Source organism: Bradyrhizobium sp. SRS-191 (genome assembly GCF_024586915.1).
GTDB lineage: Bacteria > Pseudomonadota > Alphaproteobacteria > Rhizobiales > Xanthobacteraceae > Bradyrhizobium.
In genome coordinates, this window is sequence record NZ_JANBVS010000003.1 from 121,645 (window position 1) to 144,829 (window position 23,185).

23 protein-coding genes are annotated in these 23,185 nt (G+C 65.5%); 4 read left to right on the top strand and 19 right to left on the bottom strand.

Features of this window, described 5'->3' with window-relative positions; translation table 11 throughout:
• Positions 1-86: 86 nt before the first annotated feature.
• Together NLR35_RS07325 and NLR35_RS07330 are read left to right on the top strand one after the other, a co-directional pair.
• On the top strand, positions 87-533 hold the full coding sequence (locus NLR35_RS07325; protein WP_257165875.1) for a hypothetical protein: 447 nt from the start codon (positions 87-89) through the stop codon (positions 531-533).
• Between the two features lie 145 nt (positions 534-678).
• Entirely contained in the window at positions 679-903 is a 225-nt protein-coding gene (locus tag NLR35_RS07330) for a hypothetical protein (protein ID WP_257165876.1), read from the top strand.
• 68 nt (positions 904-971) lie between these two features.
• Here the strand turns inward: NLR35_RS07330 and NLR35_RS07335 are convergent, their stop codons facing one another.
• From NLR35_RS07335 to NLR35_RS07385, 11 genes are all read right to left on the bottom strand, one after another.
• Entirely contained in the window at positions 972-1,793 is an 822-nt protein-coding gene (locus tag NLR35_RS07335; RefSeq protein ID WP_257165877.1) for an aldo/keto reductase, read from the bottom strand.
• A gap of 191 nt (positions 1,794-1,984) precedes the next feature.
• Positions 1,985-2,404 carry a hypothetical protein gene (locus tag NLR35_RS07340; protein WP_257165878.1) on the bottom strand — a complete coding sequence of 140 codons (420 nt, stop codon included), beginning with the start codon at positions 2,402-2,404 and terminating at the stop codon, positions 1,985-1,987.
• A gap of 313 nt (positions 2,405-2,717) precedes the next feature.
• Positions 2,718-3,599, bottom strand: coding sequence for an aldose 1-epimerase family protein (locus tag NLR35_RS07345; RefSeq protein WP_257165879.1), 882 nt, complete (start codon positions 3,597-3,599; stop codon positions 2,718-2,720).
• Positions 3,600-3,675: 76 nt separating this feature from the next.
• Positions 3,676-4,722 carry an ABC transporter permease gene (locus NLR35_RS07350; protein WP_257165880.1) on the bottom strand — a complete coding sequence of 349 codons (1,047 nt, stop codon included), beginning with the start codon at positions 4,720-4,722 and terminating at the stop codon, positions 3,676-3,678.
• Positions 4,719-6,236 carry a sugar ABC transporter ATP-binding protein gene (locus NLR35_RS07355; RefSeq protein WP_257165881.1) on the bottom strand — a complete coding sequence of 506 codons (1,518 nt, stop codon included), beginning with the start codon at positions 6,234-6,236 and terminating at the stop codon, positions 4,719-4,721. The genes NLR35_RS07350 and NLR35_RS07355 overlap by 4 nt, the downstream gene beginning before the upstream one ends.
• A gap of 66 nt (positions 6,237-6,302) precedes the next feature.
• The gene (torT, locus tag NLR35_RS07360) at positions 6,303-7,364 is read right to left on the bottom strand and encodes a TMAO reductase system periplasmic protein TorT (RefSeq protein WP_257165882.1); all 1,062 of its coding nucleotides are present in this window, start codon (positions 7,362-7,364) and stop codon (positions 6,303-6,305) included.
• 60 nt (positions 7,365-7,424) lie between these two features.
• Complete coding sequence (locus NLR35_RS07365) at positions 7,425-8,396, bottom strand: biotin-dependent carboxyltransferase family protein (RefSeq protein ID WP_257165883.1); 972 nt, start codon at positions 8,394-8,396, stop codon at positions 7,425-7,427.
• Positions 8,393-9,262 carry an allophanate hydrolase subunit 1 gene (locus NLR35_RS07370; RefSeq protein WP_257165884.1) on the bottom strand — a complete coding sequence of 290 codons (870 nt, stop codon included), beginning with the start codon at positions 9,260-9,262 and terminating at the stop codon, positions 8,393-8,395. Before NLR35_RS07370 ends, NLR35_RS07365 begins: the two co-directional genes overlap by 4 nt.
• Complete coding sequence (locus tag NLR35_RS07375; protein WP_257165885.1) at positions 9,262-10,644, bottom strand: acetyl-CoA carboxylase biotin carboxylase subunit; 1,383 nt, start codon at positions 10,642-10,644, stop codon at positions 9,262-9,264. Before NLR35_RS07375 ends, NLR35_RS07370 begins: the two co-directional genes overlap by 1 nt.
• On the bottom strand, positions 10,641-10,880 hold the full coding sequence (locus tag NLR35_RS07380; protein WP_257165886.1) for an acetyl-CoA carboxylase: 240 nt from the start codon (positions 10,878-10,880) through the stop codon (positions 10,641-10,643). Before NLR35_RS07380 ends, NLR35_RS07375 begins: the two co-directional genes overlap by 4 nt.
• Before the next feature lie 3 nt (positions 10,881-10,883).
• Positions 10,884-11,681: a 5-oxoprolinase subunit PxpA gene (locus NLR35_RS07385; protein ID WP_374940793.1), complete on the bottom strand. Its 798-nt coding sequence runs from the start codon at positions 11,679-11,681 to the stop codon at positions 10,884-10,886.
• A gap of 287 nt (positions 11,682-11,968) precedes the next feature.
• Between NLR35_RS07385 and NLR35_RS07390 the strand changes: the two genes are divergently transcribed.
• Together NLR35_RS07390 and NLR35_RS07395 are read left to right on the top strand one after the other, a co-directional pair.
• Positions 11,969-12,874 carry a LysR family transcriptional regulator gene (locus tag NLR35_RS07390; protein WP_257165887.1) on the top strand — a complete coding sequence of 302 codons (906 nt, stop codon included), beginning with the start codon at positions 11,969-11,971 and terminating at the stop codon, positions 12,872-12,874.
• 320 nt (positions 12,875-13,194) lie between these two features.
• Entirely contained in the window at positions 13,195-14,391 is a 1,197-nt protein-coding gene (locus tag NLR35_RS07395; RefSeq protein WP_257165888.1) for an amidohydrolase family protein, read from the top strand.
• A gap of 221 nt (positions 14,392-14,612) precedes the next feature.
• On the opposite strand, the gene NLR35_RS07400 is transcribed toward NLR35_RS07395, so the two are convergent.
• The 8 genes from NLR35_RS07400 to NLR35_RS07435 form a co-directional block, all read right to left on the bottom strand.
• Entirely contained in the window at positions 14,613-15,128 is a 516-nt protein-coding gene (locus NLR35_RS07400) for a MarR family winged helix-turn-helix transcriptional regulator (RefSeq protein WP_257165889.1), read from the bottom strand.
• 11 nt (positions 15,129-15,139) lie between these two features.
• The gene (locus NLR35_RS07405; protein ID WP_257165890.1) at positions 15,140-15,844 is read right to left on the bottom strand and encodes an ABC transporter ATP-binding protein; all 705 of its coding nucleotides are present in this window, start codon (positions 15,842-15,844) and stop codon (positions 15,140-15,142) included.
• Positions 15,841-16,632 carry an ABC transporter ATP-binding protein gene (locus tag NLR35_RS07410; protein ID WP_257165891.1) on the bottom strand — a complete coding sequence of 264 codons (792 nt, stop codon included), beginning with the start codon at positions 16,630-16,632 and terminating at the stop codon, positions 15,841-15,843. Before NLR35_RS07410 ends, NLR35_RS07405 begins: the two co-directional genes overlap by 4 nt.
• Positions 16,629-18,515, bottom strand: a complete 1,887-nt coding sequence (locus tag NLR35_RS07415; protein ID WP_257165892.1) for an ABC transporter permease — start codon at positions 18,513-18,515, stop codon at positions 16,629-16,631. The genes NLR35_RS07410 and NLR35_RS07415 overlap by 4 nt, the downstream gene beginning before the upstream one ends.
• A 170-nt stretch (positions 18,516-18,685) precedes the next feature.
• The gene (locus NLR35_RS07420) at positions 18,686-19,873 is read right to left on the bottom strand and encodes an ABC transporter substrate-binding protein (RefSeq protein ID WP_374940798.1); all 1,188 of its coding nucleotides are present in this window, start codon (positions 19,871-19,873) and stop codon (positions 18,686-18,688) included.
• Between the two features lie 100 nt (positions 19,874-19,973).
• Positions 19,974-20,558: an amino acid synthesis family protein gene (locus tag NLR35_RS07425; protein WP_257165894.1), complete on the bottom strand. Its 585-nt coding sequence runs from the start codon at positions 20,556-20,558 to the stop codon at positions 19,974-19,976.
• Positions 20,559-20,600: 42 nt separating this feature from the next.
• Positions 20,601-21,485: a UPF0280 family protein gene (locus tag NLR35_RS07430; RefSeq protein ID WP_257165895.1), complete on the bottom strand. Its 885-nt coding sequence runs from the start codon at positions 21,483-21,485 to the stop codon at positions 20,601-20,603.
• Complete coding sequence (locus NLR35_RS07435) at positions 21,482-22,933, bottom strand: 6-hydroxynicotinate reductase (protein ID WP_257165896.1); 1,452 nt, start codon at positions 22,931-22,933, stop codon at positions 21,482-21,484. The genes NLR35_RS07430 and NLR35_RS07435 overlap by 4 nt, the downstream gene beginning before the upstream one ends.
• Positions 22,934-23,185: the final 252 nt, after the last annotated feature.

The following is a 23,185-nucleotide window of genomic DNA, read 5'->3' on the forward strand; positions in this document are numbered from 1 at the left end:
TGTGCCAACGCCGGAAGCGGAGGTCCGACGTTGCGCCGTTGACGCAGTGCATTAAGATGGCGCGGCAGTCATCTCTGCGAGACCTGATGTCCTCGATCTCCCGCCTCCTGCTCGCGACAATCCTCTGCGCATCTTTCGCCGCTGTCGCTGTGGCGGACGAAACGGCCGACGTTGCGCGCGCCTGGGGTCTGATCGGGACGTGGGCGGCGGACTGCAGCGCACCTGCCGTGAAGGGCCGTGGCGCCATCATTTCCTACGAGGTCACGCCCGACGGGACCTTGATCTATCGCCGCGACCGCGATCCGTCCGACGTGAACGCGGTCGCAAACGCCCGCGTCGAGTCCGATCAGACTTTGGTGCTGTCGATCGTCCTGCCGAGAGCGCATCAGACGCGTGAAAACGGAATTGCGCGGACGCCCGACGGCAGCATCCGCGCGCTGTTCAATCGCGGCGAGGACGACAGTTACAGCATTCGCGACGGCCGCTTCGTCGCCAACGGCAAGCCGACGCCTGTTCTCAGGAAGTGCGACTGACGACAGGCACTCCTGCTTCAACTGCTGCTGGTGCTGCGGCCGCCAATTCAAATCTTAACGTCTGTTCAGCAACTTCGCGGAAGTTCCTGCGGAACGATCTCGCACACTTCAAGTTGACCTCGCGCAATTCATCCTGGAGGACATCATGAAGAAACTTGCTCTTGCGCTCGCTTCACTCTCGGTCATCGCGCTGGCGGCCCCGTCGATCGCCAACGCCGAGACCGTCGTCATCAAGCGTGGCGGCCACCACTATCATCACGGTTGGGACCGCTCGCGCGCCGAGTATCGCATGCATCGCAACTTCGGGCCGCGTTACGTCCGGCCGTATCACCGCCATCACGATCGCACCGTCGTCATCAAGCGCTACTGATCTGCTGCGCAGACAAGGAAATGGCCCCGCGAGGGGCCATTTTTCTGCGGCGGGTTCTGGAGCAATGGTCAGCGGTCCCAGTCCGGCGCGAAGCCCGGATTGACGAAGCGCTTGTCCTTCGGAAGCGCCGCGATCGTCTTGCGATCCTCATCATCCAGCTGAACTTTCATCGCATCCCAATTGGCCTGCTGGCTTTCCTTGCGGCCGGCCTTCGGGATCGCCGCGACGTTGTCCTGGTCCAGCAGCCACTTCAGCGCGACCTGCGCAGCGCTTACGCCGTGCTTACGGCCGATCTCCGCCAGTGTCTCATCGGCGGCGGCGCGGCCCTGCGCCAGGGGACAATAGGCGACCAAAGGGATGGATTTGCTCGCCATGTAGTCCATCAGCTTCGACTGGTCGAGCATCACATGATACTCAACCTGATTGCAGGCGACAGGCGCCTGGATGTCCTCGACCGCCTGTTTGAGCAGCGCGACCGTGAAGTTCGCGACGCCGATCGCGCGGGTACGCCCCTCTTCCTTCAGCTTCAGAAGCGTCTCCAACGCGGCCGGAAGATCCATTCCCTTGGCCGGCCAATGGATGAGATAAAGGTCGACGAAGTCCAACCTCAGCTTCTTCAAGCTCGTGTCGAACGCACGCCGGATCGCGTCCGGCGCGAGGTTCTCGGGCCAGACCTTTGTCGTGACATGCAAATCGGCGCGTGGCACATCCGCAGCCGCGAGCGCGGCGCCGATCGCATCCTCGTTGGCATACATCTCAGCGGTGTCGATGTGGCGATAGCCGAGCGCAAGCGCGCTCTCGACCGCCTCCCGGCACACGGTGCCCTGCATGCGAAACGTGCCGAGCCCGAGCTTGGGCAGACGGATACCCTGGGTTTCGATGACGTTCATGGACTCTCCTGGGAGCGCGCGGATCACCGGCGAGCGGCGACCGGTGACAGCGTCGATCAAACAAGACCTTGGCGGAATGCGCTCAGTCTGCCTGCGCTGCGCTTGCGAGTTCAAGCGAACCCGTTGCCGACCTCAATCAAGATGTCGGCAGATCGGTTCCGGAATCCGGGAGAGCATGACGGCGACGACGGTCAGCGCCAATTACAGATGCCGCCGCTGCCTGGCTTGCATGGCCAGGTCTGAATGCGCGTGTCCATCGCCTGCGCGTCCAGGGGATTGCTGCGACGATGGGCGAGCTTGGCACGGGCCGCGCCACGGGGCCGCTCCGCCACTTTCGACGCATGGCTTCGCCGCGTCGACGAGGCATGCGGCGTCACCGACCCCACATCGGCATCGACAGCCGAACGCGAGGCCAGCGCAGGCCGGTCGGTCCGGGCTTCGATCGGGACAGGCTCGAAATGCGCCTCCGGGCCGAGCGGCTCCGGCGACAACACCGCCTTGGACAGGTCGAGCCGCAGGAAGTCGCCGCGCTCATATGGAGTCGCGACGGCCTGGCTGGCCGTGAGCAACACGGCGCATGTGATCGTGCCGATCAAACCTTTCGAGACCATCCCGTCCTCCCGTCGTCCCGCGCGACGTCAATCGCGCGCCCCTGCTGCGAGATCCCTGGCTGCGGCGGACGGAGGCTTCAACAAAGCCTCGACACCCTCAACCGCGCACCATGATGTTCGTTGATCGACCGTTATCAGTCCGGAGAAAAGCTCCGGATCAGCCGGCCGTTGCGAAGATCATAGCCAAAGTTCCGCTGGCGTCTCTCATGTAGGACACACGGCCGCCATGTCCAGGCCCGAAACCGCGAGTCACGGTTACCGCTGTGCACGGCGCTGGGCGCAGCGGGATAAGTCATACTTATATTAAGTCATACTAATCAGATGAGCCGACGCGGATTCGACAGTGCAGCGTTTCGGCTGCGCCCGGTGCGATGTACATCAGCCCAGGCTTGTTCGCGAATTCACCGTCGAAATTCACCGGGCTTGCGAAGCCGCGCCATGGCTCGATGCACAGGAACGGGGCGTCGCCCGGCTTCGACCACAGTCCGAGCTGGTGTAAATTATCCCAGGATAATTCCAGTGCAGGGCCCTTGGTTCCGACCAGGCGAACTGAGCGGCTGGCCAGCTGATCGAGGATGATGGCATCGTCGACAAACAGGCCTTCGTTCAGTGAGAGAACGCGCCCCTCGATCGGTGATGGCTCGGGCTGTTCGCGCAGCAGCCCACCAGACAGGCGCCGGATTGGCGCCGGCTCAGGCTCTGCAAAGATCAGCCGATAGCTCTCCTTCGGCTCGCCCGGGAGCAGCGGCCAGTTGAACGCCGGATGCGCCCCGAACGAGGCCGGCAGTTCTTCCGCGCCGCGATTGGCGATCTCGATCTGCATCTCGAGCGCGTCGGCCGTGATCCGGTAAGTCAAGGTCAGGCTGAAAGCGAATGGGTAGCGGGCGCGCGTGGTCTCGTCGTCGGTCAGGCGCAGCACGAAGGCCTCGGCGCTGCGCTGCAGCCAAGTGAAGCGCATGTCGCGGGCAAAGCCGTGCTGCGTCATTGGGTAGAATCGGCCGCGATGCTGCAGCTGGTCGTTCTTGAGCCGGCCGACGATCGGAAACAGCCAGGGCGCATGGCGCGGCCAAGCGGGGGCCGCCTGCCAAAGCAGCTCCAAACCACCGCCAGTCTTCAGCGAGCAGAGCTCGGCGCCATCAGCCTTGACGGTGGCGGCGATGCCGCCGGCGCTGATCGTATGGAGGTCCTCGCTCATGTCGCATCATCCGTCCCGGGAGATCACGACGGGTGATGCCGGATTGCGGCGACGGCGTCCAGAGCTTGTCCCGGGATCACCGCTCGCCGACCAGCAACCGGTAGCGGAACTGATCGAGGATGACGGCGAGGACCAAGAGCGAGCCGAGCAGCACCATCTGCATGTAGGAGCCGATCTGCGCGATGTTCATGCCGTTCTGCAGCAGCACGATGAAGAAGCCGCCGAGCACGACGTTCTCCACCCGGCCGATGCCGCCATGCAGCGAGACGCCGGCGATCACGCAGGCTGCGATCGATTCCAGCGCGATGGTGCCGCCGAGATTGGTCTCACCGGAGCCGACGCGGGCGGTGAGCAGGAGGCCCGCGACGGAGGCGAGCAGCGCGCACATGATATAGGCGATGAACAGCACCTTCGTGGTGTTGACGCCCGAGAGCCTGGCGGCCTTGACGTTGCCGCCGACCGCCTGGATGTGCTTGCCGAGCCGGGTGCGGTTCATCACCAGCCAGATCGTGGTGGCCGCGACGACCGCGACCAGCACCGGCACCGGGATGTCGAAGACGCGGCCGAAGCCGAGGATGTCGCCGAACTCGTAAGGCACGCCGGAGACCGGAACGCCACCGGTCAGGAACAGCGCGATGCCGGCGCCGACCGACTGGACGCCGAGGGTCATGATGAAGGGCGAGACGCCGAACACGGCGACGCCGAGACCGTTGATGCTGCCGATGACGAGCGCCGCCGCCAGCCCGGCACAGCAGCCGAGCACGATCACGAGCCACAGCATGTCCGGCGGCAGCACGTGCGACAGCGCGACCATCGCGAGCGCCGACACCACCGAGGTCAGCGCGATCGCGGTGCCGACCGAGAGGTCGAAGCCGCCGGTGACCAGCGCCAGCATCTGCCCCAGCGACACCAGGATCAGGTAAACCGATTGCCGTGCAACGTTGGTGAGGTTCTGCAGCGCCAGAAACTCCTTCGACACCAGCGAGAAGGCGATCAGGGTGGCAACCAGGAAGAACGGCAGCACGCCGACGCGGAGGAACACGGCGCGCAGGCCGGTGAGCAGCGCATGGCCGCGGCGTGGCCTCGAGGTGTCCTCGGCGATTGTCGTCGTTGGCATGCTCACGCCGAGCCCTCCGTTTCAGCAAAGAAATGTTTCAAGACGTTCTCTTCCGCGATCGCGCTGCCGGACAGCTCGGCCGCGATGCGGCCCTTGGCGAACACCAGCAGGCGATGCGACAGGTTCATCACTTCCGGCAGATCCGAGGAGATCACGACCACGGCCTTGCCGGCCTCGGCGATCGCCTTGATCAGCTGGTACAGCGCCATGCGCGTGCCCATGTCGACGCCGACCGTCGGCTCGTCGAAGATGTAGACGTCGCGGTCGTCGGCAAAGCCCTTGCCGAACAGCACCTTCTGCTGATTGCCGCCGGACAGTTTCGACACTGCGCGGTCCATCGCGCCCTTGGCGATGCCGACCTTGTCGCCGATCGCATCCGTCAGCGCGCGGCTGCGCCGCAGACCTACGAAGCCAAGGGGACCGGCCACGTCATCGCGGTCGAGCAGGCTGATTTCGATGTTGCCGCGCGCGCTCGCGGTCATCTGCAGCCCCTCGCTCTTGCGGTCGGACGGCAGGAAGAACACGCCGTCCTTGAGCAGCGCGCGCGTCGAGGCGCCGGTCACGTCGCGGCCCTTCAATGTGATCTTGCCGGACTGCAGCGGCTGCAGCCCCATCGCCGTGCGCCAGATCCGCGACTTGCCACTGCCGACGAGACCCGCGCAGCCGAGCACCTCGCCGGCGCGGACCTCGAGATCGGCGCCATGAACGCCCGCGGTGCGGATGCCCTCCAGCGTCATCACCACGGGACCATCGGCACGATGGGCGATCTCCGGATAGACTTGATCGACCGCGCGTCCGGTCATCAGCTCGATCAGCTCGCGCTCCGAGGTGTCGCGCGCCGAGACAGTGGCGATCAGGCGGCCGTCGCGCAGGATCGAGATGCGGTCGGCGATCTTCTGGAATTCCTGGATGCGGTGCGAGATGTAGATGATGCCGACGCCCGATGCAGCCGCCTTGCCGATGAAGCCGAACAGCCGCTCGGTCTCGCGCTCGGTCAGCGAGGCCGTGGGCTCGTCGAGGATCAGGACGCGCGCATTGGCGAGGAACGCCTTGGCAATCTCCACCATCTGCTGCTGCGCGCGCGACAGGCTGGACGCCGGCCGCGTCACGTCGATATCGAAATCGAGCTCGGCAAACAGCTTTCGCGCACCGGCCAGCATGGCGCGGCGGTCCGTCAGCGGGCCCCGCATCAGCTCGCGGCCGAGATAGAGATTCTCGAACACCGGCAAGGTCGGCACCAGCGAGAATTCCTGGAACACGGTGCCGATGCCGGCCTTGGCCGCATCATGCACCGAGTGGAAGCTCACCTCGCGGCCGGCGATGCTGATCGCGCCGGAGGTCGGCCGGAACACGCCGGAAAGGATCGAGATCAAGGTCGACTTGCCGGCGCCGTTCTCACCGAACAGCACATGCACCTCGCCGCGCTCGACCTTGAGATGGACGCCGCTGAGCGCCTTGACGCCGGGAAACTCCTTGGTGATCCCGCTCATCTCGACCAGCGGTGCAGCCAAATTACTCATCGCCTGCCCCTTGCGATGCGGCCCCGCCCCGTCAGGGAGCGAAGGCAGAGCCGCACGTTCCCGCACTTAGTTGAAGACGGGTTTGAAGCCGTCCGGGGGAAGGATGTTCGCCTGCGGCACCTTGCCGACATTGGCGGAGTCGACCACGAAGATCTTCGGGCCGACATGCTTCACGTAGTCCTTGCCTTCGAGGATGCGCACGGCCTGGTCGACCGCGATGCGGCCCTGGATCACCATGGAGTCGGCGGGTGCCGCCATGATGAGGCCGCGCTTGATGCCTTCATAGACGCCGGGCGTCATATAGAAGGCGAGCAGATCGACCTTGCCCTTGAGGCCGCGCTCGCGGATCAGGCCCTGCGCCGCCTCGGCGGTGACGGCGGTGCCGGCGACATAGCGGATGTTGGGCGCGGCCTGCAGCGCGTCCTCGACCAGCTTGGCCTGCACCTCCTTGCCGGTGTCGCCATATTTCGGCTCCAGCACCTTGATCGCCGAGCCCTTCACCGCATCCATGAAGCCCTTGTTGGCGGCCTCGACCCAGCCCGCGCCTGCCGGACCAGGGAACCAGCCCACCACCACCTCGGGCGTGCCGGCCGGATGCTTCTTGGCGAGATAGCTGCCGGTCTCCGCGCCCATCGTGTAGAACGACACCAGCGACTTCGCCGAGACGTCCGGCGAGGAGATGCCGTTGACAAGGTCGATCACCGGGATCTTCTTCTTGGCGATCTCGCCGATCACCTTGTTCAAGCCATCCGCCGAGATCGCACCGATGATGACCGCATCGGTGCCCGAGGCGACGCAATCCTCGATCTGCGAGATCTGTTTGTTCAGCTCGGTATAGCCGCCGGCCTCGACCAGGTTCATCTTGACGCCGAGGCGCTTCGCCTCCTCTGCGACGCCGTAGTCGACGCCGAGCCAATAGGCGTCCTTCATGTGCGGGAATGAGACGCACAGCTTCCACGGCTTGGAGGCCTTCTCCAACGGCTCGTATTTCACGTCCCACGGCTTGCCGTCCGCTGAGAACGGCGGATCGATCTTCGAGGCGTCATAGGGAAACCAGTCGGCGGCATGGGCGCCGGCCGACAGCACCAGCGCCGAGGACGCCAGGAGAACACGAACCAAACTCTTCATTGAACTACCCCTTTGTCATTCAGTCTTGGAAACCCGGCACAAGCCTGCCCGCTGGCGCGATCAGGCCAATGCCGCCCGGATCTTCTGCAGAAGAGCTTTGCGATCGGCGCGCGCGGCCAGCGCGCCATCCATGTCGATCTCGACGAAGCGCGTCGGCATGTTTGGCTGCAACTGGCCGATCAGGTCCATGTCGGCCGAGATCACCGTGCCGACCATGAAGTAGCCGCCGCCGGACACGGCATCGCGATGCAGGATGATCGGCTCCTTGCCGCCGGGCACCTGGATCGAGCCGTAGGGATAGCAGCTGTCGACGATGTTGGAGGGATCGGAGCCCGCGCCGAACGGCTGCTCGCGCTCGACGAATTTCAACGCCTGTCCGCCACGGAAGCGATAGCCCATGCGGTCGGCCTCGGGCGCGACCTTCCACTGGTCGGCGAAGAAGCTCTGCTGCGACTCCGGCAGGATGCGGTGCCAATACAGGCCGGGCAGCACGCGCAACTCGGCCGGATGGCCCGGCTTGCGGCGCAGCGCCTCGGGAACGCTTGCGCCGGCCTTGCCACTCGCGGCAGCACCGACCGGCAGCTCGTCGCCGGCCGCAATCGCGCGGCCCTTGAAGCCGCCGAGCGCACCGATCGGATAGGTCGATCGGCTGCCGAGCGCGAGCGGCACATCGATGCCGCCGGCGACCGCAATGATGATGCGCGCGCCGCTCTTCAGATAGTCGAAGCTGAGCACCTGCCCTGCTTTCACGTCCAGAGCGGTCCAGCCCGGCTGCTCGACGCCGTCGAGCTTGATCGGCATCTCGGCGCCCGTGACGGCGATGCGCGCCGGCGCGGTAAACTCCAGTTGAGGCCCGATGAAGACAGCCTCGAGACACGCCGCGCCCTCATCATTGCCGACGAGCATGTTTGCCGCGCGCATGGCGAGCCGATCCATCGCGCCGCCGACGGGAATGCCGAGATGGAAGTAGCCGGGACGGCCGAGGTCCTGCACGGTCGTCGACAGGCCCGGATGAAGCACCTTGATGGTCATGCCAGCGCTCCTTCCAGCTTGGCGTTGTAGCCGGTCATGTCCTTCTGGAAATCGCGGAAGTCGAAGGTGACGTCGCGAATGATGGGAGCGAAGCGGCCGGAGGCGACCTCGCCCAACGCATGGTCGTATTCGTCCTGGCCGATCGGCTTGAACTTGACGATGTCGCCAGGGCGGAAGAACACCATGAAGTCGCGCAAATACGAGATGCTCTGCTCCGGATCGAAGATCGGCATCGGCGTGATGCCGAACATCTGGTAGCCGCCGGCGCCGCGCACCGAATAGATGCAGGAGAAGCAGCCGCCATGGCCGATCGTCAGCTTCGGCGTGTCGGTGCGCGGCCTCAAGTATTTCGGCACCTGGAGCTGCTTCGCCCGCTCCACCATCTGGTACATGAACGGCAGACCGGCGACGAAGCCGACCATCGAGACGAACCAGGGCGAGCCGCTATGCGCCTTGATGAAGGCGTCGACATCGGCGAGGCCGTTGACGCGAGCGGCATATTCGAGGTCGGTCGCGGTCGGGTCCTGGTGCCGCTCGCGAAAGCGCATCAGGGTCTCGTGGGTCCACGGGTCCTGGTAGAATACGGGAATCTCGATGATGCGCGTCTTGATCACGGGCTCGGTCTTGGCCGCCGCGCTCTCGATCCCCTGCACTTCCTTCAAGATATCGGATGGCTTGATGACATCGGGGTCGAACTTGATCTGGAACGAGGCATTGGCCGGGCAGATCTCCGTGACGCCCTTGATGGAGGCGTCGCGGATCGCATTGGTCATCGACAGGCTCTTGAAGAAGGCATCGAGCGACATCGCCTCGTCGCATTCGACGAAGAGATGCTCGTCACCCCCGAAGGAGTAGCGGGTCGTCATCAGGCGTCCTCCCTGGAGCGGGCCAGCTGCGCGAAATCACTCTCGAGCCACGGCTCGAGAAAACGGGTATGGGTGCGGCCGTCCGCGACGCTGGCGTCGCGCGCGAGCGCGGCATGCAGCGGAATGGTCGTGGGAATGCCGGTAATCACGAGACCGTCGAGCGCCTCGCGCAGGCGGGCGAGGCAATCGGCCCGCGTCTCGCCGCGGACGATCAGCTTGCCGAGCAGCGAGTCGTAGAACGGCGGCACGGCATAGCCTTCGAACAGCAATGTATCGAAGCGGATGCCCTCGCCATCGGGCACGACGAGCCGCTCGATCGTGCCGGGCGCGGGCATGAAGCCCTTGTGCGGATCCTCGGCATTGATCCGGCACTCGATGGCGTGGCCCTGGATGCGGATGTCATCCTGCGTCACCGAGAGCCTGGCGCCGCCGGCGATCTTCAGCATCTCCTGCACGAGGTCGATGCCGGTGATCATCTCGGTGACGGGATGCTCGACCTGGATGCGGGTGTTGACCTCGATGAAGTAGAATTCGTTCGTGGCGTCGTCATAGAGATATTCGACCGTGCCGGCGCCGCTGTAGCCGACGGCGCGGCCGAGCGCGACGGCGCTGGCGCAGAGCCGCTGGCGGACGTCGTCGGGCAGGCCGACCGCGGGGGCCTCTTCCCAGACCTTCTGCCGCCGCCGCTGCAGCGAGCATTCGCGCTCGTAGCAATGCACGACATCCGTGCCGTCGCCGAGGATCTGCACCTCGACGTGACGCGCGCGCTCGATGACCTTCTCGATGTAAAGCCCGCCATCACCGAAGGCGGCCGCCGCCTCGCTGGAGGCCTGCGGAAACTGGCGCGCGAACTCCTCGGCATCGCCGACGATGCGGATGCCGCGACCGCCGCCACCCGCCGCGGCCTTGATCATCACGGGAAAGCCTATCCGCGCCGCGATGGCGAGGGCTTCGTCGAGATCGGTGACACGGCCATCCGAGCCCGGCACGGTCGGTACGCCGGCGAGCGCCGCGACCTGCCGGGCCATGACCTTGTCGCCGAGCAGGCGGATGGCTTCCGCGCTCGGGCCGACGAAGACGATGCCAGCCGCGGTGACGGCGTCGGCGAATTCCGCATTCTCGGCGAGGAAACCGTAGCCGGGATGCACGGCGTCGGCTTTCGACGACTTGGCCGCATTCACCACGGCCTCGATGTTGAGATAGGACTTCTTCGCGGCCGGTGGCCCGATCTCGACCGTCTCGTCGGCCAGCTGGGCGGGGAGCGAGTCCTTGTCAGCGGTGCTGTGCGCGAGCACGGTGCGCAGGCCGAGCGCCTTCGCCGCACGGATGATCCGCACCGCGATCTCGCCACGGTTGGCGATCAGGACCGAGCGCAGGGTCATGCCTCGACCTCGGCGATCACCTGGCCGGCCATGATGGCATCGGCGTCATCGACGCTGAAGCGGATATTCCTGCCGGCAACGCCGGCCTTCACCTCGTGGAACGACTTCATCACCTCGACGAGGCCGATCACATCGTCAGCGGCAACGCTGTCGCCGTCGTTCTTGAACGGCGCGCTCTCGGGCGACGGCTTGCGGTAGAACACGCCAGGCAGCGGGGACTTGATTTCAGTGCTCATGACTCAGGCTTCGCTTTGCGGTTTCTGGGAAACGATGTCGGACGGCGGCGCGATGCGGATGCCGTTGTTGATCAGCGTCTGGCGCATGGCGCTCGCGATCTCGTAGGCGCCCGGCGTATCCGAATGGAAGCAGATCGACTCGAAGGAAATGTCGATGTCGTCGCCCTCGATGGTGCGGACCTTGCCGGTCTGGCAGGCGCGCAGCACCTTCTCGGCCACCCCTTGCGGATCGAGCTTCTTGCCGTGCCGGGTGAACACGATCGAGCCGGAGCGATCGTAATCACGATCCGCATAGAACTCGCGGATGACCGGCTGCCCGGCCTCGACGGCGACACGGTAGGTCACCGAGATGTCCATGCAGAACACGAAGGAGTTCGGCGCCACCGTGCGCATCAGCTTGATGAAGGAACGCGACAGCTGCTCATTGGCCGCGAGCTCCATATAGAGCGCGCCATGCGGCTTGACGTGCTGCAAGGTGCCGCCGTGGCGGCGGGCGAATTCTCTGATGGCGCCGACCTGGTAGACGATGTCGTTGATCAGCTCGTCGGCCGAGCCGTCGATGCGGCGGCGGCCGAAGCCCTGGAGATCGCGATAGCCGGGATGCGCGCCAATGCCGACACCGTGCTGAGTGGCGAGCCGCACCGAGGTGTCCATCAGGTTGGGGTCGCCGGCGTGGAAGCCGGCGGCGATGTTCGCCGAGCTGATCAGCTCCATCAGCTTGGCATCCTCGGCGTCGCTCAGCCGCCAGGAGCCGAACGCTTCGCCCAGATCGCAATTGATATCGACAGTCTTCAGCGGCACAGATGCTCCCCTTACCTGCTCCGTCCCGCCGCGCTGATCAGCGGAGGGTCGGCGGAGATGGACGTTAGGGGGATCATCTCCCATTGAAAATTATTATTCTTGGAAATTCATTTTCTCTTTTTTCGATTTACCGCTGACCACGCCTTGTGCGCCACACCTAGTCAAGCAATTGATTTACTAAAACAAATTGATCTGCCTGTTTGCTTTGCAGCGAGCTCAAGGAATATTCGATTTGCTTTTTTGGAATAAGCATGGCTCTATCATCAACTATTCAGATGGAGCTTCGGGTGGCCGTCAGCCTTCGCCAGATCCGCTATTTCGTCGCCACGGCTGAGCAGGGCCAGATCACGCAGGCCGCGTCGGCGCTGTCGATCTCGCAATCTGCGATCACCACCTCGATCAAGGAGCTCGAGGAGATTGTCGGGGCCGAGCTTTTCAGCCGCTCGCCGCAGGGCATGGAGCTCACGCCCATCGGGCGGCAATTCCTGTTTCACGCCTACGACATCCTCAACAAGGTCGAGGAAGCGACCTCCCTCCGCGTGCCCGCCGGCGACGTCGAGGGCAGCCTGACGCTCGCGGCGACCTACACCGTGATCGGCTACTTCCTTCCCAACCATCTCGAACGGCTGAAGCGCCACTATCCGCGACTCAAGATCCAACTGTTCGAGCTGACGCGCGAGGCGATCGAGGAAGGCCTGCTGTCGAACCGCTACGACATTGCGGTGCTGCTGACGTCGAACGTGCAGAATCCGGATCTCACCATGGAGACGCTGATCGGCTCGCGCCGTCGGCTCTGGGTGCCGTCGAAACATCGGCTGCTGCAGCGCGAGTCGGTATCCCTGCAGGACGTCGCCACCGAGCCCTACATCATGCTGACCGTCGATGAGGCCGCGCACACCTCGCTCAAATACTGGAACAAGACCGCGTTCCAGCCCAACGTCGTGCTGCGCACGTCATCAGTGGAGGCGGTGCGTTCGATGGTCGCCAACGGCCAGGGCGTCGCCATCCTCTCCGACATGGTGCTGCGGCCGTGGTCGCTGGAAGGCCGGCGGATCGAGACCATCGTGCTCAGCGATCCCGTGCCGGCGATGGACATCGGCCTCGCCTGGCGGCGAAACATCGAGTTCACGCCCGCCATGGAGGTGTTCCGTTCCTATTTCCGGCAGGCGTTTTACATCCCGACATTGCGTTGAAGCTCTGCCTGAACGAATTGATTAGCGCGTTACTACCCGCTCGACCGTCCTTCGAGACGCCCGCCTGCGGCGGGCTCCTCAGGACGAGGACCTGGCGCTTGGCGCGATCTGTCCCCTCATGGTGAGGAGCGCCGCTGTTGCGGCGCGTCTCGAACCATGAGGCAGTGACCCTGACACGGGCAGTCCGCGCCTCATCTTCGTGCAGGCCGTCCGCTTGCCCGACAGGATCATTGGTGTACGAATGACCGCAACCGGCTTGATGCTGCGCCGCGTGCAGGCGCAAAATGCCGCAAATGCTTCGCCAGGAGAAGGACACCCCAATGGCCCATGATGCGCCGCAAGCGACCGGTCCCAGCAAGCTGGTCATCCGCAACATCGGACTGATGCTGTCGGGCGCGCTGGAACGGCCGATCCTGGATGCCGACACCATCGTCGCCGAGAACGGCAAGATCACCGCCATCGGCCGCTACAAGGATGTCGATACCTCGGGCGCGACGACCATCGTCGACGCACACGGCACCACCGTCGCGCCGGGCCTGATCGACAGCCACGTCCACCCGGTCGCCGGCGACTGGACGCCGCGGCAGAACCAGAGCAACTGGATCGATTCCTATCTGCACGGCGGAGTCACCACGATGATCTCCGCCGGCGAGGTGCACATGCCCGGCCGTCCGCGTGACGTCGTCGGCCTGAAGGCGATGGCGATCTTCGCGCAGCGCGCGTTCTGGACGCTCCGCCCCGGCGGCGTGAAGGTGCATGCCGGCGCGCCGGTGATCGAATGCGAGATGGTCGAGGACGACTTCAAGGAGCTGGCCGCGGCCGGCGTCAAGCTGCTCGGCGAAGTTGGTCTCGGTGGCGTCAAGGACGGCCCGACCGCGCGCAAGATGGTCGGCTGGGCGCGCAAATACGGCATCCAGAGCACCATCCACACTGGCGGTCCGTCAATTCCCGGCTCCGGTCTGATCGACAAGGACGTCGTGCTGGAAGCCGGCACCGACGTCATCGGGCACATCAATGGCGGCCACACTGCGCTCCCCGACGATCAGATCCGCTGCATCTGCGAGGGCTGCAAGGCCGGCCTCGAGCTGGTGCACAATGGCAATGAGCGCTCGGCGCTGTTCACCCTGCGCACCGCGCGCGAGATGAATGAGCTCAACCGCGTCATCCTCGGCACCGACGCGCCCGCCGGCTCCGGCGTGCAACCGCTCGGCATCCTGCGCATGGTGTCGCTGTTGTCCTCGCTCGGCGACATCCCGGCCGAGATCGCGTTCTGCTTCGCCACCGGCAACACCGCGCGCATGCGCGAGCTCGATTGCGGCCTGATCGAGGTCGGCCGCTCCGCCGACTTCGTCATCATGGACAAGGCGCAGCACTCGCCCGCCAACACGCTGCTCGACAGCGTCCAGCTCGGCGATCTCCCGGGCATCGGCATGACCATCATCGACGGCATCGTCCGCACCCAGCGCAGCCGGAATACACCGCCCGCCACGAAGATCCCGGAGATCGTGGCGAAGTAGTTGCGACGAGCTCCGTCATTGCGAGCTCGCCGGTGGCTGCCCAGCTCGCGCAACGACCAACAGTGTCGTCCCGGCCTTGAGCCGGGACCCAGAACCACAGGCTTTAGTTTGAGGCAGGCGCGTCGTTAACATCGTGCCCGCCACGACGGCCGCGGAGTATGGGTCCCGGCTCAAGGCCGGGACGACAGCAGAGCTTACCGCTCCCGCAGTGTTTGCGCCAACTACCGCAGCCGGCCCAACAGCCCCAGCAGTGCCTCGCGCTCCTTCGCATCGAGCGGCGCCAGCGTCTCCTTGGAGATTGCGAGCGCCAGTGGCGCGGTCTTCTCGGCGAGCTGCTGGCCCGCGCGCGTCAGGCTCACCAGCAGCCGCCGGCCGTCCTGCGGGTCAGCGCTCGTCTCCGTCAGCCCCCGCGCGGTCAACCGATCGATGACGCCCTTGATGGTTGCGACGTCCATCGCCGTGAGACGACCGAGCTGGTTCTGCGAGCACGGCCCGGTCTCGACCAGCTTCGACAGCGCCGCCCATTGCGTCGGCGTCAGATTGCTGCCGATGTCGCGGGCGAAGATCATGGTGTGGCGCTGCCAGACTTGGCGCAGGATGAAGCCGATCTGGTCGTCGAGCACATAGGTCGATTTCGACGGCTTGGCCGCAGCCTTCGCGGCAGCCTTGGCCGGGGGCTTCGGGCCAGCCTTGGTGGCCGCCTTTGCGGGCCGCTTCAACGCAGCGGTCTTTGCCATGAGTCCTCGCCTCAGATCGACAGATGCGCGTCGCGGATATCGGGCCGCGCGTCGAGCTCGGCCATGGTCCCGGCAAAGCAGATGCGGCCGCGCTCGATGATATAGGCGCGATCGGAGATCAGCTTCGCGAAATGCAGGTTCTGCTCGGACACCACCAGCGACACGCCCTCCTTCTTCATCGTCAGGATGGCATCGACCATCTGCTCGACGATCTTCGGCGACAGGCCTTCGGAGGGCTCGTCCAGCAGCACCAGCGACGGGTTGCCCATCAAAGTGCGGGCGATCGTCAGCATCTGCTGCTCGCCACCGCTCATGCGGCCGCCCGGGCGGTTCTTCATCTCGCCGAGATTGGGAAACAGCTTGTACAGCTTCTCGCGCGTCCATTGCGGCGCGCCCGGCCGCGGCTTCTGCCGGCCGACCTCGAGATTCTCCTCGACCGTCAGGTCGGTGAAGATACGCCGCTCCTCGGGAACGTAGCCGAGACCGGCTCGGACGATCTCATGCGTCGGCGCAGTCGAGATGTCCTTGCCTTCGAACATGATCTGCCCGTCGCGCAGCGCGACGAGACCGACGATCGAGCGGAACGTCGTCGACTTGCCGGCGCCGTTGCGGCCGAGCAGCGCCACGACCTCGCCCTCGCCGACTTCGAGACCGATGTCGAACAGGATATGCGCCGGGCCATAATGGCTGTTGAGATTGGAAACGGACAGCTTCATGCCGAGGCCCCCTCGCGATGCCGGGCATCGTACAGTAGGCCCTCGCCGAGATAGATCGCCTGCACCTCGCGGTTGGCGCGCACCTCGGCCGGGGAGCCCTGCGCGATCAGGCTGCCGCGATTGAGCACGAGGATGCGGTCGGCATGCTCGAACACCACGTCCATGTCATGCTCCGTGAACAACACGCCGATCGACTGCTCGCGCGCGATCTTGGCGGTCAGCCGCATCAGCTCGACGCGCTCGCGCGGCGCCATGCCGGCGGTCGGCTCGTCCATCAGCAAGAGCTTCGGCTGGTTGGCCAGCGCGATCGCGAGCTCCAGCCGCTTGAGATCGCCATAGGCGAGCTCGCCGCACGGCCGCTCGGCATAGCCGGCCATGCCGACGAGATCGAGCAGGCGATCCGCCTCGCCGCGCTCGATTCCGATCATCGGGCTCCAGAAGTCGAACAGGCGGCGATGGTGCGACACCAGCGCAACCTGGATGTTCTCACGCACGGTCATGGTCGGATAGGTCGCGGTGATCTGGAACGTGCGGCCGACCCCGAGCCGCCAGACCTCGCGCGGCTTGCGGCCGGTGGTCTCCTGCCCCATCACGGTGATGCGGCCGCTGTCCGGCACGTTCTGGCCGTTCAGCATGTCGAAGCAGGTGCTCTTGCCTGCGCCGTTAGGCCCGATCAGCGCGAGGATCTCGCCGGCCTGCAGCATGAACGACACGTTGCGCACGGCGTGAATGCCGCCGTAGGATTTCGTCAGGCCTTCAACTAACAGCAAGGACACACCGAGACTCATTGCGCGCCCTCCATCTTCGCCGCCAGCGCAGCCGCCTTCGGCGCGACTGCACGCCGCCGGTGCATGACGCTCTCGACCACGCCGACGATGCCCTTGGGGAAGACCACCACGATCAGCACGATGAAGATGCCGAGCACGAGCTTCGACCAATCGGTCTGGCTGACCAGCCAGATGTTGAGCGCCTTGTAGACGATGGCGCCGAAAATTGCGCCGGGCACGGTCTCGACGCCCCCGAGCAGCACCATGACCAGCGCATCGACCGACAGCGAGATGCCCATGTTGTCGGGGAAGACGCTGCCCTTGAGATAGGCGAACAGCGCGCCGCCGATGCCCGCGGTGGTGCCGGCGATGATGAAGGCGGTCCACTGGATGCGCTTGCCGTTGATGCCGATGGACTCGCTGCGCAGCGGCGAGTCGCGCATGCCGCGCAGGGCGTAGCCGAACGGCGAGAAGGTGACGAGGCGCAGCACGCTGACGACGACAGCGGACACGCCGAGCGCAAGCCAGTAGAAGTGCGACGGCGAGGCCGCCCATTTCTCCGGCCACAGGCCGAGGATGCCGTTGTCGCCGCCGGTCACTGCGACCCATTGGAACGCGATCGACCAGACGATCTGGGCAAAAGCGAGCGTCAGCATCGCGAAGTACACGCCCGAGAGCTGCACGGCGAAGGCGCCGAACACGGCCGCCCCCGCCGCGCCCAACAACGGCCCGAGCAGCAGGCAGGCGATCATCGGCAATCCCGCCAGCTTGGCGAGGAACGCGACGCCATAGGCGCCGAGGCCGAAATAAGCGGCGTGGCCGAACGAGGCGAGGCCGCCGACGGCCATCAGGAAGTGGAGGGACGCTGCGAAGATCACGAAGATCGCGATCTCCGCGCCGACGGTCAGCGCGTAGTTGCCGGCGATGAAGGGCAGCATCGCCGCGAACGCCAGCGCGACGAGAGAGGCCAGCCGCTCGACCGAGCTCAGGGGACGCCAGGGAATGACGGTAAGACCGGGAGTGCGGCGCGCGGGCGCCTCCTTCCTGCCGAACAGGCCCCAGGGCCGCACGACGAGCACGACGGCCATCACCAGGAACACCAGGATCAGCGAGATCGTCGGGAAGATCAGGATGCCGAAGGCGTTGAGCTCGGACACCAGCACCGCGGCGACGAAGGCGCCGAGGATGCTACCGAGGCCGCCGATCACCACGACAACGAAGACTTCGACGATGATGCGCAGGTCCATCGCATGGTGGACCGCATCGCGCGGGATCTGCAGCGCGCCGCCCAGCGCCGCCAGGAAGACGCCGACCGCGAACACCGAAGTGAACAGCCATTTCTGATTGACGCCGAGCGCCGCGACCATGTCGCGGTCCTGCGTCGCCGCGCGCACCAGGATGCCCCAGCGCGTACGCTGAAACAGCAGCCACAGCACGCCGAGAACGATGGGCCCCATCGCGATCAAGAACAGGTCATAGCTCGGAATGTTCTGGCCGAAAAAATCGACCGCGCCCTTGAAGCCAGGCGCGCGACGGCCGACCAGGTCGTCCGGGCCCCAGATCAGCACGACGAGGTCCTCGACCATCAAGGTCAGGCCGAACGTCCCGAGCAGCTGGAACAATTCCGGCGCGTGATAGATCCGGCGCAACAGCACGATCTCGACCAGTACGCCGATGACAGCGACCGCGAGCGCCGCGACGACGATGCCGCCCCAGAAGCCGAGCGGGCCGGACAGCCGCTCGGTCAGCGAGAAGGCCACGTAGGCGCCAAGCATGTAGAACGCGCCATGGGCGAAATTCACGATGCGGGTGACGCCGAAGATGATCGACAGTCCCGATGCCACCAGGAACAGCGAGGCCGCGCTGGCAAGGCCGGTCAGGAACTGGACGAAATAGAAGGCCATGGGCGGTCCGCGTCAGGAGATCGTCTGTATGAAGAAGCCGCGCCGAACCGGCGGGCAAGCGTGGGGTGAGGGATCTCGGCCTGGACCTGTAGACCAGGCGTCAACAGCCCTCACCCCGCCCGCTCTCCTCCGCGAGAGGAGGAGGCAGGAAAGCGTGGAGAAGGCGTGGATCAGTCCTTCGGACGCAGCTTGGCGACTTCGGCATCACCAGGCAGATAGTCCGAGCCCTTGCGGTAGACGGTGTCGACCATGATGCCCTTGCCGTCGTTCAGCGCGGTCTTACCGACGAAGGCGCCGAGCGTCGACTGATGGTCGTTCTTGCGGAAGGTGATCTCGCCGAACGGCGACGGCACGGAGAGGCCTTCGGCCGCTGCGATCAGCTTGTCGGCATCGGTCGAGCCGGCCTTGGCGAGGATGGCGGCCGCCGACTTGATGGTCTGGTAGCCCACGATCGAGCCGAGCCGCGGATAGTCGTTGTACTTGGCCTGATAGGCCTTGAGGAACGCATCATGCTCCGGCGTCTTGATCGAGTACCAGGGATAACCGGTGACGATCCAGCCCTCCGGCGTCTCCTCCTTGAGCGGATCGAGATATTCCGGCTCGCCGGTCAGGAAGCTGACGACCTTGCGGTCCTTGAACAGGCCGCGGGTGTTGCCTTCGCGGACCAGCTTCACGAGGTCGGCGCCGAAGGTGACGTTGAGGATCGCCTCCGGATTGGCGGCGGCGACAGCCTGCACCACCGGGCCGGCGTCGATCTTGCCCTGCGGCGGCCACTGCTCGTCGACCCACTGGATATCCGGGCGCTTTTCCGAGAGCAGCTTCTTGAACACGGCGACCGCCGACTGGCCATATTCGTAGTTCGGCGCGATCGTGGCCCAGCGCTTGGCCGGAAGCTTGGCGGCTTCCTCGACCAGCATAGCGGCCTGCATGTAGTTCGACGGACGCAGGCGGAAGGTGTATTTGTTGCCCTTGGACCAGGTGATGGCGTCGGTCAGCGGCTCGGCCGCCAGGAAGAACACCTTCTTCTGGTTGGCGAAGTCGCTGACGGCGAGGCCAATGTTCGACAAGAACGTGCCGGCGAGCATCGCGACGTTCTCGCTCGACACCAGCTCGTTGGCCGCGGTCTGCGCGTCGGCCGGCTTGCCGCTGTCGTCCTTGGAAACGACGACGAGCTTCTTGCCGTTGATGCCGCCGGCCGCGTTGACCTCCTCGACCGCGAGCTGCCAGCCCTTGCGATAGGGCTCGGTGAACGCCGGCAGCAGCGAGTAGCTGTTGATCTCGCCGATCTTGATGACGTCCTCGGCGCGCGCCGCGCCTGCAAGTCCCGCGACGGCAAGGCCCAGGCCTGCCGCAAGCATCGTTCTCCGTCGCATCCCTTCAGCCTCCAGTTTTGATCTGACTATTTTTGAGCATGCTCTCGTCGGAAAACCGGTACCCGCTTTTCCGGAGCATGCTCGATTATCGTAAACCGTCGTCGCCCTTGATCTCGGCGACCTCTAGCCCGCCGACCCTTGGCAAGGGGCGCCCGCTGTCGGTGACGGCGAGCGCGACCATGATTTCGTTGGCACGCGGCGCGTCATTGATCTGCACCTCCATGCCGTCGAAATGGCTGCGCACGAAGGCGGCATCCTTATGCCCGAGCGGAATATCGAGCGTGCAGCCGACGCCGCCGCGCTTCTTCGACGATGGGATCAGCGCGGCACCCTTGCCGAGCACCTTGCGCACCGGCGCGCCCATCTTCGGGTGCAGGATCGCCGCGGCATGCTCCAGCTCGCCGTCGCTGCCGACGGCCGCAGCCTTGCCATAACTGTGCGCCGCAGGTCCCTCGATGCCGAGCGCGGCCACCGCGCGCCTGGCCAGCATCTCGCCGAGTTCCTCGCCGATCGCGATCAGCGGCGTGAGATCCTCGACATAGCGGCCGGCGAACGGATTCTCGATCACGGCGACGGCCGCGGCCCGGCGCGTCGGCGGCGAGACGTCTTTGCCCATCTCCTGATGGACTTCCTCCACCACGGTCACGATCTTGCGGATGACGGCGCTCATCGTCGGCAGTTCCTCATGTTCCAGCCCATCATGGATCAAACCTCACGCGGCCGCAGCCTGCAACTGCGACGGACGGATGATCTCGATCGAACGCGGACCGACGATGCGGATGGCCCCACCGAGTTGGAGAACCGCGCCTTCGATCTGACCATCCGCCAGCAAGGCTTGCGCGCATCGCTCGCCCGATGCCAGCGCGATTGCGACGTCGGCATCGCTGAGGTCTCCGACCCCGCATGTGACGGGCCGCTGACCGAGATCGCTGTCCGGCTGCAACTCGCAGGCAGGACGACGGAGCACTGCCGGATGTCCGGGCAGATCCACAGCATTGCCAATCACGGTCGCAGCAGCGTCGGCCTGCGCGGCGGTCCTGGCCAGCACCGTGACTGCGTCGGCGATGCCGAGCGAAAAGCTGCGGCCGTGGCGTCCTGAGGTGGCGACGCCGCTGACCTCATCGGCTGCGCGCAGCGTCATCCGGCGCATGGTTCCGGCGCTGTCCGGCCGATCCATCAGCCCGACGCTGAACGTCGCGGCGTCCCGCAGCTGCAGCGCGATGTCGCCGCCATTGTTGACATAGGCGCGCGTGAGCTTCGCCGCGCTCAGCATCGCGCCGAGGATTTCCTCCGCCACGGCACCGGCGACGGCCGCCATCGGCGTGATGAACATCTCGGCTGCGAACGGCGCCACCGCCGCATGCATGCGACGAGCGACGACACCATTCAGAGGACAACCGAGATCAGCAGCCTTGCGCAGCTCGGGCAGCTCCGAACAGAGCTCATCGAGCAGCCCCGTGAAGCGCTTCGCAGCCGCCTGGTAGGCGGCGCGCATATCAGCCTCCGAGCCGTCGGCGCCGATGATCAGATCGATCGGCCCATCCTGCAGGTGCAGCCGCCGGTCCGGCAACAGCGCGATCTGGGGCTGGCGGCTCATGCGCCCTGCCCCGGCCACGGCAACTGACGAATATCCTTGCTGACGTCTTTGAGTGACGCGAGCGGCTGCACATAGTCCATATGACCGCCGAGCGCCTCGTAGTCGGACAGTGCCATGGTAAACTCGATCGGCGCCACCAGCGCCGGCGTCGGCACATAGCCGAAGGCGCCGGCCGGCATCTGCGTCACGTCGACCATGTAGGTAATGCCGCCGCCCGGCCAGACATAGACGGGCGCGCCGCCCGAGGTGACGCGCGTCAGCGCATCCTTGACCGAGCGCGTCAGCCGCACCGGATTGTCGGTCACGCCCGCCCGCAGCGAGCCGCCGGCGCCGGCCATGAACAGCACGGTACACAGCGCCGGCTCGCAATTCTCCTGGATACGGTCGACCGAGAACTGCAGCTCGGCCGGCATGTCGCGCTGAACGGGCTTCAAGTCGTCGTCGAGCACGTAGTAGCCCGCATGCTCGCCGGTGGTCGACACCATCAGCAGCGTCGTGCCCGGCTTCGCCGTCTTCGGATCGAACGGCCCGAGAATGGCGAGCGGATCGGAAATGTCGGTGCCGCCCCAGCCCGTGCCGGGCTGCGCGACCTGGAAGTAACGGCCGGGCGTCGAGCGCCGGCCCTTCATCTTGATGCCGGTCGAGGGGATGTCGAGCAGTTTGCCGGCCTGGTGTTCCGACAGCACCCCGGTGATATGGTCGTCGACCACGACGACCTCGTCGACCTTGCCCTGCCACTGCTTGGCGAACATGCCGATCGTCGCTGAGCCGCAGCCGACGCGCATGCGCTCTTCCTTGACGCCGTTGACGATCGGCGGCTGCCCGGCCTGCACGATCACGCTGGCGCCGCCGTCGATCGTGAGCTCCACGGCCTTGCGGTTGCTGAGGTCCATCAGCGCATCGCAGGTGACGCGCCCCTCCTTCTTCGAGCCGCCGGTGAGATGATGCACGCCGCCGAGCGACAGCATCTGCGAGCCGTATTCGCTGGTCGTGACGTGACCGACGGCCTCGCCGTCGACACGCACCGTCGCGGCTTCCGGCCCGAGATAGCGGTCGGTGTCGATCTTCACCTTGACACCGCAATAGCTGAAGATTCCCTCGGTCACCACGGTGACCATGTCGACGCCTTCCACCTGCGACGACACGATGAACGGCGCCGGCTTGTAGTCCGGATAGGTCGTACCCGCTCCGATCGCGGTGACGAACAGCTCAGGCTGATGCACGATCTTGCCGTCCCAGTCGCCGCTGGCCTGGAACGGCACCAGCTTGCCGCCATGCGACACGGCACGCTCCAGAAGGATGTGAGGATCGACGCGCACCAGCACGCCGTCCTGATTGGCGTAGCGATCGCAGGCGCCGGCCGCGCCCGGCTTGATGTAGCACATCACCGGACAGGCATCGCAGCGGATCTTGTCTCCTGCACTCTCGCTCGCCGTCTCAGTCGCCATGCAGAGAAGCCCATCTTGAAGCCGGGGCGGCGCACCGCCGTCCGCCGAGGCAATTCGTTCGTATACGAATGATGTCGCGCCCGTCCGCCGACTGTCAAGCGCCAGCGCGAGCGAAAAGCAGGTTTGCCGGATAATCGATCAGTTTGCCCTGCACAATGACGACAAATCGTGCACACGCTGCACCGCGAAACGCGGTACTTGCATGTTAGTACACAAACGATAGGCTCAGGGCGATCACGATCGCATCCTCGT

Coding starts and splice junctions, on each gene's coding strand:
- NLR35_RS07325 (WP_257165875.1), top strand. CDS start 87: ATGTCCTCGATCTCCCGCCTCCTGCTCGCGACAATCCTCTGCGCATCT.
- NLR35_RS07330 (WP_257165876.1), top strand. CDS start 679: ATGAAGAAACTTGCTCTTGCGCTCGCTTCACTCTCGGTCATCGCGCTG.
- NLR35_RS07335 (WP_257165877.1), bottom strand. CDS start 1,793: ATGAACGTCATCGAAACCCAGGGTATCCGTCTGCCCAAGCTCGGGCTC.
- NLR35_RS07340 (WP_257165878.1), bottom strand. CDS start 2,404: ATGGTCTCGAAAGGTTTGATCGGCACGATCACATGCGCCGTGTTGCTC.
- NLR35_RS07345 (WP_257165879.1), bottom strand. CDS start 3,599: ATGAGCGAGGACCTCCATACGATCAGCGCCGGCGGCATCGCCGCCACC.
- NLR35_RS07355 (WP_257165881.1), bottom strand. CDS start 6,236: ATGAGTAATTTGGCTGCACCGCTGGTCGAGATGAGCGGGATCACCAAG.
- torT (WP_257165882.1), bottom strand. CDS start 7,364: ATGAAGAGTTTGGTTCGTGTTCTCCTGGCGTCCTCGGCGCTGGTGCTG.
- NLR35_RS07365 (WP_257165883.1), bottom strand. CDS start 8,396: ATGACCATCAAGGTGCTTCATCCGGGCCTGTCGACGACCGTGCAGGAC.
- NLR35_RS07370 (WP_257165884.1), bottom strand. CDS start 9,262: ATGACGACCCGCTACTCCTTCGGGGGTGACGAGCATCTCTTCGTCGAA.
- NLR35_RS07375 (WP_257165885.1), bottom strand. CDS start 10,644: ATGACCCTGCGCTCGGTCCTGATCGCCAACCGTGGCGAGATCGCGGTG.
- NLR35_RS07380 (WP_257165886.1), bottom strand. CDS start 10,880: ATGAGCACTGAAATCAAGTCCCCGCTGCCTGGCGTGTTCTACCGCAAG.
- NLR35_RS07395 (WP_257165888.1), top strand. CDS start 13,195: ATGGCCCATGATGCGCCGCAAGCGACCGGTCCCAGCAAGCTGGTCATC.
- NLR35_RS07400 (WP_257165889.1), bottom strand. CDS start 15,128: ATGGCAAAGACCGCTGCGTTGAAGCGGCCCGCAAAGGCGGCCACCAAG.
- NLR35_RS07405 (WP_257165890.1), bottom strand. CDS start 15,844: ATGAAGCTGTCCGTTTCCAATCTCAACAGCCATTATGGCCCGGCGCAT.
- NLR35_RS07410 (WP_257165891.1), bottom strand. CDS start 16,632: ATGAGTCTCGGTGTGTCCTTGCTGTTAGTTGAAGGCCTGACGAAATCC.
- NLR35_RS07415 (WP_257165892.1), bottom strand. CDS start 18,515: ATGGCCTTCTATTTCGTCCAGTTCCTGACCGGCCTTGCCAGCGCGGCC.
- NLR35_RS07420 (WP_374940798.1), bottom strand. CDS start 19,873: ATGCTTGCGGCAGGCCTGGGCCTTGCCGTCGCGGGACTTGCAGGCGCG.
- NLR35_RS07425 (WP_257165894.1), bottom strand. CDS start 20,558: ATGAGCGCCGTCATCCGCAAGATCGTGACCGTGGTGGAGGAAGTCCAT.
- NLR35_RS07430 (WP_257165895.1), bottom strand. CDS start 21,485: ATGAGCCGCCAGCCCCAGATCGCGCTGTTGCCGGACCGGCGGCTGCAC.
- NLR35_RS07435 (WP_257165896.1), bottom strand. CDS start 22,933: ATGGCGACTGAGACGGCGAGCGAGAGTGCAGGAGACAAGATCCGCTGC.